The following is a 15,478-nucleotide window of genomic DNA, read 5'->3' on the forward strand; positions in this document are numbered from 1 at the left end:
AGCATAAAGTGCGTTAAAACCCGCCGGGACGGAGCGCCCAGGGCACTCCACTTCCGTGTTGCATCAATTCAAAAGGTGGCCGACATTCTGTCATTAATGCGCCTTAAATTGAAGCACCCTGGGCGCTCTGAAACTCGTATCTTCAGGTAGCTTGGGTATAGATGAAAAACAGCTTTAACTCGGGATAAATAAGTTATTCATTTGCTCAAAACCAAGGGAAATGGCTTTAGGTATTGAATCCTTATCAACGGCAATAACCGCATCATTTGACTCTCGCTGAAACGGTTTTGCCTTAATTGAATTTAACAAAATTGGATTAAGCAAAGTGCTATAGGCCTGTAAAAATGAAGCTGGGCCAGTGGAAAAACGCTGCACACCTGCGGCAAATAACTCGCCGATATCCATCTGCTCATTCAATAGCATAAAATTCAGTGGCATATCCACAGCGGCAGACAAGCGCTTAGCGGTCTCGACCTGATTCGCGCCAGGGATAAAGCCACCATCAGCACCCGCAGCCTGATATTGAGTTAACCTATCGATAGTCATAACAACTGCGGCCTCACCACTGGCTAAACCCAGTAAATACACATCAGTTCGCGCATTAATAAATAATCCTTGGCAACGAGGATGGGCGCGAATAGCTTTAATTTTTGCCACCATCTCTGCAACACTTGCACTGCCATCCTCAATATTAATTCCTGCTACGCCAAGCTCAGCGAGCTGCGCAACAAAAGCAGCAACCTCATCGGGATCTTGGCTATAACCAGATTCAATATCTATCGTCATGGGCACTCGACTCAGCCGTAGAATATTGTTCACTACGTCCAATAAAGTCGCTTTAGGTAGCGCTTGCCCATCGGGATAACCGAGCGACCAAGCCAATGCCGCGCTACTGGTCGCAATCGCACGGGCGCCCGATGCTTGGATGATGGCCGCACTGGCGGCATCCCAAACGTTAGTTAATATCAGCGGCTCTGATTGTTGATGTAGTGCTTTGAAAAGTATTCTAGATTGCTCAGCCATCTTATGTCCTTGTTGGTTTTGAAGGCTCAACTCTAACAAGATGGCTTAGGTAATTATCGCGGGAAACGGCACTGAACCGAAAAGCCAAGCCCTCAAGGCTTGGCTATGTGAGCATTCAACTTGAGTATTATTGGCTAACCCCAAAGTGCATTGGCAAGGATAAACACACTCGCGGAGAGCAACATAGTAATAGGTAGTGTCAGCAGCCAAGCGAGCATGATTTGCTTAATGGTTTGGATCTGAAGCCCTGAACGATTAGCCACCATGGTACCCGCTACAGCGGAAGACAAAATATGAGTCGTCGATACCGGCATCCCCGTCATACTGGCAATCCCAATAGAGACGGCAGCGGTGACCTGCGCGGCAATGCCCTGGCTGTAAGTCATACTCGATGAACCAATTTTTTCCCCCACGGTATATACAATCCGCCGCCACCCCACCAACGTGCCGCAACCCAGCGCAGTCGCAATGGCAATAATCACCCAAATGGGCGCATACTCAGTAGTTCTAGTGAGATCTTTTCGCCATTTAGCCAATGAACTCAAATCCTTAGCAGGAAGATCCAATTTAGCCACTTGGCGAGCAGTATCATCGATGCACAACAATAAACGTCGCACCTCGCGTCGCTCTTCTACATCCATATCTTTGTAAGTTGAGACTTTTGCTAAGCGACGGTCAAGCAACGACATCGCCGGTAATACATTGGCAGATGAGCAATGGGCCAGCATATATTCGGGAACGTTGACTAAGGCTTTAAAGTCGATAACATCCGCGATAACGGCTTGGTTACGGTCATAAATCGCCATAATGCGACGATTAGCATCTTGAGTTCTTTCTAAATCATAGGTTTGACTGCCCATATCCAAGGCAAAATAAGCCGGTGCCATACAAATCAGCACTAGCATCACTAAACCTATCCCCTTCTGTCCATCGTTAGAACCATGGGCGAAACTCACCCCCATAGCGGAGATAATTAAACTCGCCCTCGCCCAAAATGGAGGGTGTTTTTTACCATTAATCTGCATCTGCTCATCTGGGGTACGGTGAATTTTATGTTTCTGCCAAACGTATTTCATGATGAGCAAAAAAATCCCTGCCATCACAAACCCTAAGGTCGGCGAAATAATCAAGGACAGCATGATCTGCGTTGCTTTAGAGACATTAATGCCCTGTAGGATAGGCTGATGATTTATCCAAGCGAACGCGCCACCCACGCCCATTATCGAACCAATCAAGGTATGGGAACTCGATGCCGGAATACCAAAATACCAAGTACCTAAGTTCCAGATAATTGCCGAAAATAGCAGGGAAAACACCATCAACAAGCCTTGGATTGAGTCCATACCGAGCAAGGAGTCTACGGGTAATAAATGCACTATCGCATAGGCCACCCCTAACCCCCCTAACAGCACCCCCGCAAAATTAAATAGTGCGGAGGTAACGACCGCCAGATTTGCCGGCATTGCCTTGGTATAGATCACCGTCGCCACCGCATTTGCCGTGTCGTGGAAGCCATTAATAAATTCGTATGCCAGTACAAAAAGTACGGCAAGGACTAAACCCACCGACCACGCAAAGCCTAACGTTGTGAACATTTCAAACATAAAATACTTACCCATGGCGAGAACGCCCACAGATTACGCCCAAGTTTAGGGTCTTTTACAGTGAAAAATTGTTTAGATTGTCAAAAAGTGAATTAGCCCCCAATAACTCAGTAGCATGCTTGCAATTAACACTGGCTTGATTTTATTCGGCTAAATGAATATCTGTACTGCGAAAAGGGCAAAACATTGATTCAATGTTAAATAATTCAACTAAAAGCAGTGTTAAACGCCATAAACCGTAACAGGGTTATATCCCATGATCGCCTAACCGAAATCGCTGTGGCGTCATCCCAAAACGCTCCTTGAAGGCTTTGATATAGGATGAATCATTTTGATAACCAATTTGGTGGGCCACATTCTGTATTGATAGGTCAGTGGCCAATAACGACAGCGAATAGATCAGCCGTAAATGTTGACGCCATAATACGAATGAAGAACCAAACTCCCTCACAAATAGCCTCGACAATGTTCGTTCCGATGCCCCAACCATCTCACCCCATTTCACTAAAGAGAAATCTAAAGCTGGCGTTTGGGTTAAATGCTCAAAAATCAATTTTAGGCGCCTATCTTGCGGTATCAGTAACTTGAAAGTCTGTCCTTCCGCACTATTAATTTGATCATATAACACCTCAAGCAAACGCAGTATTGGCGCCTGAACCATTGGATCAACATTCGTTGGGGTATTAAAAGCACATTGTTTTCTGAGCGTTAGCACTAACTCCCTTATAAAAGCACTCATGGCGACGGGCTTAACGATGGCACCATAATCTCGACCATACATAGGATTCAAATAGACACCAATAAAGCAGGTATCTGTGATCGCAACAGACTCATGCATGACACCTGCAGGCACAAAAAGCGCTGTGGTATGGGGGACCAAAAAAAGTGCCTCATTTGCCTCTGTCTGTAACAGGCCTTGAAGCGGAAAAATAAGCTGATGCCAACAGTGCTGGTGTAAAACATCCACATAACCCTTCTGCATCTCAATCGTTTTGACAAAAGAAGGCATATTAGGCGCTTGCTCAATAATGGCGTTAATCGAATCGAGTTGGCGACTTAGCATCATTACTTGTCCATATAACGTTATTCAGCCAAATAAAAAGGATTGTAGCATAGCGTTATCCCATAAAAGACACAGGAAAACTCGATGCGCATTCATTGCATTATCCATGAAAGCTATGAAGGTCCAGGCTATTTTAGCGATTGGGCTGCAAGCAAAAACTACAGTATGAGCTTTAGCAGAATCTATCTAGATGAAGCTTTACCCGACAATAGTGATGGTTTTGATCTATTAATTATCCTCGGTGGCCCTCAGTCTCCCGCGACATGCCAAAACGATTGTCAATATTTTGATAGCCAAGCAGAACAAAGGTTTATCAGACAAGCTATCCAAAAAAATAAAGCCGTTGTGGGGGTTTGTCTTGGGGCACAGTTAATCGGAGAGGCATTAGGTGCCCGTTATCAAAAGAGCCCGCATACCGAGATTGGTTACTTCCCCATTGAACTGACTGCGGCAGGAAAAAGTGATGTTAACCTTACGACATTTTCGACAACTGAAGTGGTTGGCCACTGGCATAACGATATGCCTGGCCTCACTCCCGATTGCGAAGTGCTCGCCACAAGTGAAGCTTGCCCGCGGCAAATTGTACGTTACACAAATTTAGTTTTTGGATTTCAATGCCATCTTGAATTTATCAGTAGCCAATTAGCGCCATTAATTGCCCAAGAAAATGCTTTTTCTAGCACACAGAAAATGCCATATATTCAAAGCCCTGAGTTCATACTGGGACAATCAACGGCTAGGATGAATCAGTTACTGGGGCATTTTTTAGATAATCTAGTCCTAACCTATCAAGCCGTATATACCCAAACAACCTGAAGCTGCAGGATTCAGCGGGCTAAGCCAAAACAAAAACGCCAGCTAAGTTAGCTGGCGTTTTAGATTAATGACTCACGAATCGCTTATTGCAGATGACCTGCATTGTGCAATTCACGATCATCCTTTGCAGGCGGATTCCACTGATACATCCAAGTCTCAGACAATGGCTGACCATCGACCTCCAAATAGACTCTCAGGTTAATCGGCTCAGTCCCGTCTCCGGGTGGCACTACGTCAAACATAGCGCGGTAACCATTAATCGAGGCTAAAGGACGGGCTGATTCAATTTCCACTTTGCCTTCAGATGCTGTGATCACGGCTTTAACTTGGGTATCTTTACCTATCATAGGTAAAGTTCCGCCCGCGAAATCAACCACAAAACGCTTACTGTAGTATTTGCGTTTCTGGCCAACTACGCCGCCAATCCCGGTGAAGGTATCGACAACCCGAGCACGGGGTGATTGAACCGGTGGAATGCCACCCCAGTACATGTTGTAGCTGTACAGCAGCTCTTGACCAGGAACAATCGGCTCAGCAGGATTCCAGAAAGCCACTATGTTATCGAAGGTTTCATCCAGTGTTGGAATTTCAACCAACTGCACTGAACCTTTACCCCAACTGCTGGTTGGTTCAATCCATAGGCTTGGGCGTTTATCATAAAACACGCCGTCGTCCTGATAATGATCGAAGTTACGATCACGTTGCAGTAAGCCAAAACCTTTTGGATTTTCATCGCTATAGGCGTTGAATCGCAGGTTTTCAGGGTTACCTAGCGGACGCCAAATCCATTCACCATTGCCCGTGTGCATGGCTAGACCATCGGTATCATGGATTTCTGGACGCCAGTCATAACCGGTGCGGCGATCGTTCTCCCCCACCATAAACATACTGGTCAGTGGCGCAACGCCTAAACGTTCAATCGCTTTACGTGGATAAACAGCCACATCCACCTTCATTTTTAAACGTTCACCCGGTTCGATATCAAAACGATAAGCACCCGTGACACTCGGAGAGTCTAGCAAGGCATACACAGTGGTGATATTCGATCCTGGTTTAGGTTTTTCTAACCAGAAATTGGTGAACATTGGAAACTCTTCGGGTTTTGGCAGTGCAGTATCAACCGCTAAGCCACGAGCCGACAAACCGTACTGCATTTCTTGACCCACTGCGCGGAAATAACTAGCGCCAAGGAAGGCAACAATGTCACGCTGCCAATCGGTATTAAATTGCATACGGAAACCCGCAAAACCAAGATCCTTAGGCAACTGACTACCTTTGACCTTTGATTTGCCGTAATCGAACATTGAAGGTGAATATTCGATTAACTTAGCCTTACCCTCATTTAGCTCATAAATATGAATAGGGGTATCGAAAAACAGCCCAAGATGGAACAGTTCGGCACGAAACTCCGAATCTTGATCACGCCATAGTGCGGCTTTCTTCTTGAAGTGGAATTGTTGGTAATCATCCCAACTCATGCCCTGAAGGCTTTTAGGTAATTCGCCTTTATGACTCTCATAGGGTTGTGCCGCCATAGTACGGGCATAACCCTTTAGCCAAGCGTAACTAAACTCTTCACCTTCTTGTGGTGACGCCTGCTTACCTGCCGCACATGCTGAAAGACTCAGCAATACGCTACAGGTTAACAATACGCCGCCAACCATACGCTGCAAACGGCCGCGACGAGAGGAAGATTGGGCTTCTATCGAGGGTTGTGTCGCCCTCGATTCTTGATAAACGTTTCTTTGTTCGGGAAATAAATTGGGTTGCATAAGCAGACTCTGAATTGGTGTAACTTCCTGACACTTCCCTGCAAATCTGACTCAATTGCAGCGATGGCCCTGTGGAGAACTGTTGATGACAGAGGTAACAATACAGCGATCAGCAACAATTCACCAGAATCTAGCATACTTTCTGTCGAATGGAATATGGCATGCTAGCTATTTTCAATCTTGAGGCCTATTTATGAAAATATGATTAAAAAATTCCGTTATTAACTGAATTTACGCCCATAAAAACCTCACTGCCAGCAAGAAGGCCGTTGACTTAATACCCGAAGATAAAGTGCACCTTCGGCATAGGTTAATTATCTGCTCAGCGTGTTAACTCGAAGAGATAATATCGCTAGCCCGCAAAATCGGTTTATGGCCTTAAAATCATACAAGTCGCCGTAGCGGTGGCGAGCAGTTTTCCATCCTGCGTTTTTAGCGTACCTTCCGAAATGCCTAAAGACTTAGATAAATTGATCACCTTGCCCTCAGCCACTAACACTTGATGTTTAGGCACAGGTCGAATCATTTTAATATTCAAATCGATAGTGCCGTAACCGACACCCGCTTCAAGCAATGTATGCACGGCGCAACCAGTAACCGAATCCAGTACAGTCGCGGCAAAACCACCATGAACACCGCCCAATGGGTTGAGGTGCTTATCATCGGCAGTCGCATGGAATGTCACCGTTCCTTCGTCGGCTTGAACCAGCGACATTGGCATAGTGAGAGAGATAGAAGGTGCAGGTAATTCACCCCTTGCCATTGCCTGTAAAATGGCTAAACCCGACATTTGCTGAATATTCATATTCCACCTAAATTGATGAGCGTCAAAGCACATGAATAAAAATGACCGCTTAACCACTTTGGATTAGGCGATCATTTAACTGAAAATCCACTTAAACGCTCAGTCTGCATTAACTCCAGCGGCGTCTAAATTGGGTCCATATACCACTAAAAAGACTAATAAATAAAAGCTCAGCGCAGATCAAACCTGTCTAAGTTCATCACCTTAGTCCAAGCGTCGATAAAATCATCGACAAATCGCAGCTGTGCATCACTGCTCGCGTACACTTCTGCGAGTGCACGCAGCTGCGAATTAGAGCCAAAGATCAAATCAACACGACTTGCAGTCCACTTTTGCTGACCACTGACGCGATCAACACCCACAAACATATCCTCCGCTTTAGAAGTGGGTTTCCACGTCGTCCCCATATCGAGCAAGTTAACAAAAAAGTCATTGGTCAAAAACTCAGGACGCGCAGTCAAGACACCCGTTTTTGACTGATCAGAGTTCGTATCTAACACCCGCAGACCGCCAATAAGCACTGTCATTTCCGGCGCAGTTAAGGTCAGCAATTGTGCCCTATCGACCAATAACTCCTCCGCCGAAACAGAAAACGGAGTGGGATGATAATTTCTAAAGCCATCTGCGACAGGTTCAAGTACCGCAAAAGATTCCACATCAGTTTGTGCTTGCGTGGCATCCATACGACCTGGCGTAAATGGAATCGTCACTTCAACCCCCGCATTTCTAGCCGCTTGATCAATACCGACACAGCCTGCCAGCACAATCAAGTCAGCAAGGGAGATTGTCTTACCTCCTTGATTGAACTCAGACTGAATACTCTCAAGCACTTTGAGCACCTTAGCGAGTTGCTCAGGCTGATTCACTGGCCAATCTTTTTGCGGCGCGAGTCGAATTCGCGCACCGTTCGCACCACCGCGCATATCAGAACCGCGATAGGTCGACGCCGAGGCCCAAGCAGTGGCAACGACTTCTGAAATCGTTAATCCAGAACCGATAATCTTCAGTTTAAGATCAGTAACATCCTGCTCATTAACCAGAGGATGATCAACCGCTGGAATTGGGTCTTGCCAAAGAAACGTTTCTGCAGGCACTTCAGGACCCAAATAGCGTGTGCATGGCCCCATATCTCTGTGTGTCAGCTTGTACCAGGCTTTTGCAAATACATCGGCAAACTCATCGGGATTTTCAAAGAATCGACGTGATATTTTCTCGTAATCAGGATCGAAGATCAGTGCAAGGTCGGTAGTCAACATGGTTGGCACATGACGTTTTGAGGCATCATGCGCATCGGGGATCACCCCTTTACCCGCGCCATTTTTAGGTATCCACTGATGGGCACCCGCTGGGCTCTTAGTCAGTTCCCATTCATATCCGAATAGATTTTCAAAAAAATTGTTACTCCATTGGGTTGGCGTTGAGGTCCAAGTCACTTCGAGGCCACTGGAAATAGTATCGCCACCTTTACCGCTTTTATAGCGACTCTGCCAACCTAGCCCTTGCTGCTCAATACCTGCGGCTTCTGGCTCAGGTCCGACTAATGCTGCGTCACCTGCACCATGGGTTTTACCAAAAGTATGACCCCCAGCAATCAAGGCTACGGTTTCTTCATCATTCATCGCCATGCGGGCAAAGGTTTCGCGGATATCAACGGCGGCAGCGAAAGGATCAGGGTCGCCATTGGGTCCCTCAGGGTTAACATAAATCAACCCCATTTGGACTGCGGCGAGGGGATCTTCAAGATCTCGCTCTCCCGAGTAACGCTTATCATCTAACCATTTATTTTCCGCACCCCAGTAAATATCAGCTTCGGGTTCCCAAATATCGACTCGCCCACCAGCGAAACCTAAGGTTTTGAATCCCATAGATTCCAGCGCAACATTACCCGTAAGGATCATCAAATCGGCCCAAGAGATTTTATTGCCATATTTTTGTTTAATCGGCCAAAGGAGCCGGCGTGCTTTATCGAGGTTTACGTTATCTGGCCAGCTGTTTAACGGTGCAAAACGTTGATTACCGCTCCCCGCTCCGCCACGTCCATCACCGGTACGATAGGTGCCAGCACTGTGCCATGCCATACGAATAAATAGCGGCCCATAGTGGCCAAAATCTGCTGGCCACCAGTCCTGTGAATCCGTCATTAATGCGAGGAGATCTTGCTTTACAGCAGCTAAATTGAGGGATTTAAAGGCTTCAGCATAATTGAAGTCATCACCCAAAGGATTAGATAAGGAAGAGTGTTGGTGCAGAATATCGAGCCGGAGCTGTTTAGGCCACCAATCTCGATTCGAGGTGCCACCAGCAGAATGGTGCATAGGACATTTGTTCTCAGACATAACGTGCTCTCCTTCTGTTCGCAAAAAATATTCAAGTAAATAAAATCTAAATGACTTTTGCCGCAAGTTTGTACTGCTTAACGCTCTCTACCACAGACTAATCGTTTCAATAGAGAAATAAAAACCAGTCTAACGACCTTACCTTACCTCTAGATGAAACGCGATGAATCTGCTCATTAAAAAATATTCAGCAAAAATTACCCTTTCTAAAATAAGCCATTAAAGGATAGTAGAATGATACCAATCATAAAAAACAAGGGCTGCAAAATGCAGCCCTTGTTTTTTATTGGGTAAAACTATGGGATAACTGACTATTTGACTTCTGCCACAGGTTTACGTCTATTGTGCGCAATGATCAGGGCAACTAAACAGATAACCCCGACAGCGATACCTACTGGCTGGCTCAAAGGTTGCGGTAAACCTAGGCCAATGCCCGCAGTCATAATATAAGACACAGTAACGCTGGTGCCGCCAATCGCTGGTAAGCTAACAATCCAATGGAAGGTCCCACGATCGAACAAATACTTAGTCGCTAACCACAATACACTGGTTGATAGCAGCATATTTGAGAAGGCAAAGTAACGCCAAATCAAAGAGAAATCGATCTTCGTCATAAAGTACGCAATGGTCAGAATAGGCACTGCAACCAATAAGCGATTACGCATACTTTGCGGAATATGGAAGGCATCGATAATCGTCAAACGCAGCGAACGAAATGCGGTATCGCCAGAGGTGATAGGGAAGATAGCCACGGCCACAATCGCCATAATACCGCCCGCAACACCTAAATACGTAGTTGCCACTTGGTTAACCACTAAACCTGGGCCACCTTGGTCGAGCAAACTCTTAAGCTCAACATAACCGCCAGGGAAAGCTGCAATACCCGCCGTTGCCCATACACAAGCAACGATACCTTCAGCAACCATAGCGCCATAATACACAGGGCGAACATATTTCTCATTCGTCAAGCAACGAGCCATGATAGGCGCTTGAGTTGAATGGAAACCGCTAATCGCACCACAGGTAATAGTCACAAATAACAGTGGCCAAACAGGTAGCCCATCAGGGTTTGGTTCGAGTAACTCATTGTTGTAATGGCTGTGGTCGAAATAGGCAAACACATCACCCATTTCAGGTAACTGCGGCGCATTGATCATTAGAGCAACGGCGATAGAAACTGTCATGACTATCATCAACAAACCAAATGCGGGATATAATTTAGTGATGATTTTATCAATCGGCAGCATAGTCGCTAAAAAGTAATAGACTAAAATCACTAACACCCAGAAGGTATTATTGCCAAAGATGGTGTCTTTAAAATAATCGAGATTACTCAGCAAACCTGCGGGGCTCATGATGAAGACCACGCCCACAAAAAACAGCAGCATAGCCGTAAACAGCAACATCACGCCTTTAAAGTAAATATTAAAGTAGTGGCCCGCAATCTCTGGCAGACTCTTACCGTCTTCTTTTATGCTGAGCACGCCAGAAAAATAATCATGTACTGCGCCGCCAATAATATTCCCCAGTACAATCCACACTAAGGCTATTGGGCCGTAAAGTGCACCGAGGATCGGGCCAAATATCGGCCCCACACCCGCGACATTGAGGAACTGGATCAAAAACGCTTTAGCCGGATGAACCGGAACGTAATCGACGCCATCTTCGAATCTCGCCTGTGGTGTTATCGCTTTAGGATCTATACCCGCTTGCCGCTCAACAAAGGGACTATAGAACTTGTATGCAAGCACTAAGAGTGCGATACAAATAAAGAAAATTAACATTATTTAATTATCCATACTTTAGTAGGAGGTGATTTAATGGAGAGTTTCATTGAGTTAGCGACTGAGGTCAAGCAACACACTATTAGACTAATGTCGGGTTGATTATCTGAAACAGCCGTACGAGTGGGTATAGATGAACAAACGCGTTTAAAAATAATCCCTATGAAGTATTCAATTTATCTGCAACAGTACTTATCATACTAAAACTGAGTTCCTCTCATCGTCCTTATTCCATTCCACTATTTAGTAGTACTAAGCTAGTCAGTCAACACCTACTAAGTTAACCATGGACATACAAGTAACCTTAAGTAGAATACTTAAATCATTGCTGATTTAAAACTTCTTTATAAATTGAGCTAAATATCAGACCACTTAACCCCTACCCAAGTAATAAACCTAATCCATTCTATAACTTCATATTACAATAGAGTCTAATTTAGTTAATCAGCAACATAAACAAAACTACCTTAAGCGCTAGCGACTTATTACTTAATCATTTTACGATTTATAAAAATCGTAAAACTGCAAGAAAAAACCAAAGACCAAAGACCAAAGACCAAAAATAAAATAATCACTCGCTTTTAAAAATAACAGCAAACAAAGCAGACTACTATTTGACATCACAAAATTTAAAATAAATCATTAGTAAACCAATAAAACTTAAGTTATATTTAGCAAAAATAAAAACACCATTAATCTGCCTCTTAATGACTTTATAATAACTTATTTTTGGCCGAGTGCTCTTGCGCAAAAATGATAATAGCTGACTTTACCAACATGACATTCCATACATTCTGCCAATGTTATGGCGTTCATGTTGAATGTTCAAACGAGCCCAAAGGAGATAACACATTTAAAAACTTTAAAAGCTCAATAAACTAAAGCGTTATAAATCAAGATAAATTTATATAAATAACAAAAGCTTGTATTTTTACAATCAAAATAAGACACTTATTTAAGGACAAATCATGTTAAAAAAACTTCTAACGCCTATGCTGGCCATTTTCCTTCTACTCTCAGGTTGTGCCACAGTACCAATGGCTTCACAAGAGGAAGATGCAAAGCTTAAGACATTCCAGAAGCCAGCTGACAATAAAACAGGGATTTATATATACCGCAATAGTTTTGCGGGTCAGGCTCTAAAGAAAAATATCTATATTAATGGTGAGATGATTGGCGAATCTGCTAATAAAGTCTACTTCTACAAGGAAGTAGAACCAGGTGAGCAAACACTTTCTACCGAATCAGAATTCAGTGAAAATAATTTAAAACTATCGACAGAAGGTGGTAAAAACTACTTTATCGAGCAATATATAAAAATAGGTGTTTTTGTTGGCGGTGCGGGGTTGCAGTCAGTAACTGACGGTGAAGGCATGAAGAATGTTAAAGAATGTAAACTTGCCAAATAGTTTATAGCTAATTTTTGCTTTTATAAAAATTCAGCTGTAACAACATAGCTTATCCAGTTGTATCTTTAATAATCACACCTTTTAAAAAGTTCTAGAAAACAAAAAACCAGCCAAATGGCTGGTTTTTATCACTATGATTGTCAGCTAATGAGTAAACCTTTTACTGTTTAGCCAATTCCCACTCATTCATCGTCGATAAAATGACTAACCGAAATATCTTGTTCGACTGCATTACGCCTGTGGGCGCATAGCAGGGAACAGGATCACGTCACGGATAGTATGAGTGTTAGTGAACAACATCACTAAACGGTCGATACCAATACCTTGACCTGCCGTTGGTGGCAAACCGTGTTCCAGTGCAGTGATATAGTCTGCATCGTAGAACATAGCTTCATCGTCACCTGCATCTTTCGCGTCAACCTGTGCTTTAAAGCGGTTGTCTTGATCTTCAGCATCGTTCAGCTCGCTAAAGCCGTTAGCCACTTCGCGGCCACCGATGAAGAATTCGAAACGGTCAGTGATGAAATGGTTGTCATCATTACGACGTGCCAATGGTGAAATGTCCGCTGGGTAGCCAGTGATGAACGTTGGTTGCATCAATTGCCATTCAGCAGTTTCACCGAAGATTTCTTCAAGCAGCTGACCACAAGTCCAGAATTTCTCAATCTTCATACCTAAGCTTTTCGCCAAATCGCGCATGAATTCAACATCTTTCACTTGCTCATAGGTCATAGCTTGGATAGTGGCGTTATCAGGATTGTACTTCTGAATCGCTTCTAACATGCTTAAACGTGCGTATGGGCCACCGAAATCGACAGTGTGCTCACCGTAGGGCATTTGCGCACTGCCAAGCAGTTCGATAGCAATCGAGCTGAGCATTTCTTCGGTAAGGTCCATCAGATCTTTGTAGTCAGCATAAGCCATATAGAATTCCATCATAGTGAATTCTGGGTTATGACGTGGCGACAGACCTTCGTTACGGAAGTTACGGTTGATTTCGAACACACGCTCAAAACCACCCACCACTAAACGCTTCAGATATAATTCTGGCGCGATACGCAGGTACATTGGCATGTCTAAGGCGTTGTGATGGGTGATAAAAGGACGCGCCGAAGCACCACCTGGGATCACATGCATCATAGGGGTTTCAACTTCCATGAACTCTTTTTTGATCATGAAGTTACGAATTGCAGAAACCACTTTAGAACGCATGATAAAGGCATTGCGCGAATCTTCGTTAACGATGAGATCCACGTAACGTTGACGGTAGCGCATTTCTTGATCGGCTAGACCATAATAGTCCGCAGGCAATGGACGCAGCGCCTTGGTCAGTAGCTCGTACTGTTCCATGTTGACGTATAAGTCGCCTTTGCCAGACAAATGCAGCTGACCGGTTACACCGATAATGTCACCGATATCCAGACCTTGAAAACGCTCTTTCAAATCAGCTTGTACGCTTTTTTCAGCATAGGCTTGAATACGGCCAGACACGTCTTGGATCACTAAGAAAGGACCACGTTTTGCCATGATGCGGCCAGCGATGCTGGTCTTAAAACCTAAGGCTTCGAGTTCTTCTTTAGTGCTTTGACCATACTGTGCTTGTAATTCAGCCGCTTTATGGGTGCGACGGAAGGTATTTGGATGGGCATTAGCACTACAATTTGGGCGGATGCTTTCTAGCTTGGCACGGCGCTCGGCGATCAGTTTGTTCTCATCAATTACTTGTTCAGTCATCTTATTTCTCGTCTATACCTTGAATTAATTACAGCCCAGATTTCAAACTGGCTTCGATAAACTTATCCAGATCGCCATCGAGTACCGCTTGAGTATTGCGGGTTTCAACGCCTGTGCGTAAGTCTTTAATGCGGGCATCGTCTAATACATAAGAGCGAATTTGACTGCCCCAGCCGATATCAGACTTAGCGTCTTCTGCGGCCTGTTTGTCGGCATTTTGCTTGAGCATTTCTAACTCAAACAGTTTTGCTTTCAGCTGCTTCATCGCAGCATCTTTATTTTTATGCTGTGAACGGTCGTTCTGGCACTGCACGACGGTATTCGTCGGTAAGTGGGTAATACGAATCGCCGATTCCGTTTTGTTAACGTGCTGACCACCCGCGCCCGATGCGCGATAAGTGTCAATACGCAGATCCGATGGGTTGATATCAATCGTGATATCGTCATCGATTTCTGGATAAACGAACACAGAGCAGAATGACGTATGACGACGACCCGATGAATCAAATGGCGACTTACGTACTAAACGGTGCACGCCAGTCTCAGTGCGTAACCAACCGAACGCATATTCGCCAGTAAACTTAATGGTCGCGCCTTTAATACCGGCCACGTCACCATCGGTCACTTCCATCAACTCAGGGCTAAAGCCATGGGCTTCGCCCCAACGTAGGTACATACGCAGCACCATGTTGGCCCAATCTTGGGCTTCGGTACCACCACTACCAGACTGAATGTCTAAATAACAGTTTGACGCATCTTGCGGGCCGGAGAACATACGACGGAATTCAAGATCGGCAAGGCGGCTTTCGAGATAATCCAGCTCTTTACTGGTTTCATTGAAGGTATCTTCGTCTTCCTCTTCAATAGCCAGCTCGAGTAAGCCTTCAACATCTTCAAGACCTGAGTCCATATCGTCTATGGTTTTGACCACAGCTTCTAGGCTGGCGCGCTCTTTGCCTAAGGCTTGGGCGCGCTCTGGGTCGTTCCACACTTCTGAACTTTCAAGCTCACGGGTAACTTCTTCTAGACGCTCATTTTTGGCATCGTAGTCAAAGATACCCCCTAAGAAGCTCCGTGCGCTCGGCAAGCTCCTTAATTTTGAATTTTACTGGATTAACTTCAAACATGAGTT

At 44.8% G+C, this 15,478-nt stretch carries 11 protein-coding genes; 2 read left to right on the top strand and 9 right to left on the bottom strand.

What is annotated here, in order from left to right; genetic code table 11:
• Positions 1-174: 174 nt before the first annotated feature.
• The 3 genes from L5M17_RS03215 to L5M17_RS03225 all read right to left on the bottom strand — a co-directional run bounded on the left by L5M17_RS03215 (position 175) and on the right by L5M17_RS03225 (position 3,690).
• Positions 175-1,023: an isocitrate lyase/phosphoenolpyruvate mutase family protein gene (locus L5M17_RS03215; RefSeq protein ID WP_263145171.1), complete on the bottom strand. Its 849-nt coding sequence runs from the start codon at positions 1,021-1,023 to the stop codon at positions 175-177.
• A 134-nt stretch (positions 1,024-1,157) separates the two neighbouring features.
• Positions 1,158-2,627 carry an inorganic phosphate transporter gene (locus tag L5M17_RS03220; RefSeq protein ID WP_263145400.1) on the bottom strand — a complete coding sequence of 490 codons (1,470 nt, stop codon included), beginning with the start codon at positions 2,625-2,627 and terminating at the stop codon, positions 1,158-1,160.
• Between the two features lie 247 nt (positions 2,628-2,874).
• Positions 2,875-3,690, bottom strand: a complete 816-nt coding sequence (locus tag L5M17_RS03225) for an AraC family transcriptional regulator (protein ID WP_173497928.1) — start codon at positions 3,688-3,690, stop codon at positions 2,875-2,877.
• Between the two features lie 84 nt (positions 3,691-3,774).
• Between L5M17_RS03225 and L5M17_RS03230 the strand changes: the two genes are divergently transcribed.
• A complete protein-coding gene (locus tag L5M17_RS03230) occupies positions 3,775-4,506 on the top strand; it encodes a type 1 glutamine amidotransferase (RefSeq protein WP_263145175.1) in 732 nt (243 codons plus the stop codon).
• 83 nt (positions 4,507-4,589) lie between these two features.
• On the opposite strand, the gene L5M17_RS03235 is transcribed toward L5M17_RS03230, so the two are convergent.
• From L5M17_RS03235 to L5M17_RS03250, 4 genes are all read right to left on the bottom strand, one after another.
• Entirely contained in the window at positions 4,590-6,278 is a 1,689-nt protein-coding gene (locus L5M17_RS03235) for a glucan biosynthesis protein (protein WP_212601306.1), read from the bottom strand.
• Positions 6,279-6,648: 370 nt separating this feature from the next.
• A complete protein-coding gene (locus L5M17_RS03240; protein ID WP_028761608.1) occupies positions 6,649-7,083 on the bottom strand; it encodes a PaaI family thioesterase in 435 nt (144 codons plus the stop codon).
• Between the two features lie 170 nt (positions 7,084-7,253).
• Positions 7,254-9,419, bottom strand: a complete 2,166-nt coding sequence (gene katG, locus L5M17_RS03245; protein ID WP_219250332.1) for a catalase/peroxidase HPI — start codon at positions 9,417-9,419, stop codon at positions 7,254-7,256.
• A 311-nt stretch (positions 9,420-9,730) separates the two neighbouring features.
• Positions 9,731-11,203, bottom strand: a complete 1,473-nt coding sequence (locus L5M17_RS03250) for a carbon starvation protein A (protein WP_105250058.1) — start codon at positions 11,201-11,203, stop codon at positions 9,731-9,733.
• Positions 11,204-12,171: 968 nt separating this feature from the next.
• Between L5M17_RS03250 and L5M17_RS03255 the strand changes: the two genes are divergently transcribed.
• Entirely contained in the window at positions 12,172-12,612 is a 441-nt protein-coding gene (locus L5M17_RS03255) for a DUF2846 domain-containing protein (protein ID WP_105250059.1), read from the top strand.
• A 231-nt stretch (positions 12,613-12,843) separates the two neighbouring features.
• On the opposite strand, the gene lysS is transcribed toward L5M17_RS03255, so the two are convergent.
• Positions 12,844-14,346, bottom strand: coding sequence for a lysine--tRNA ligase (gene lysS, locus L5M17_RS03260; RefSeq protein ID WP_168824901.1), 1,503 nt, complete (start codon positions 14,344-14,346; stop codon positions 12,844-12,846).
• Between the two features lie 28 nt (positions 14,347-14,374).
• Positions 14,375-15,473, bottom strand: a protein-coding gene (gene prfB, locus L5M17_RS03265; protein ID WP_168824900.1) for a peptide chain release factor 2 whose coding sequence is annotated in 2 segments (ribosomal slippage) — positions 14,375-15,397 and positions 15,399-15,473 — 1,098 coding nt in all. Because the reading frame shifts where the segments join, the coding sequence is not laid out codon by codon here.
• Positions 15,474-15,478 lie beyond the last annotated feature (5 nt).

Origin of the sequence: Shewanella sp. SW24 (genome assembly GCF_025653395.1) — a bacterium.
In the GTDB taxonomy this organism is placed as follows: domain Bacteria; phylum Pseudomonadota; class Gammaproteobacteria; order Enterobacterales; family Shewanellaceae; genus Shewanella; species Shewanella oncorhynchi.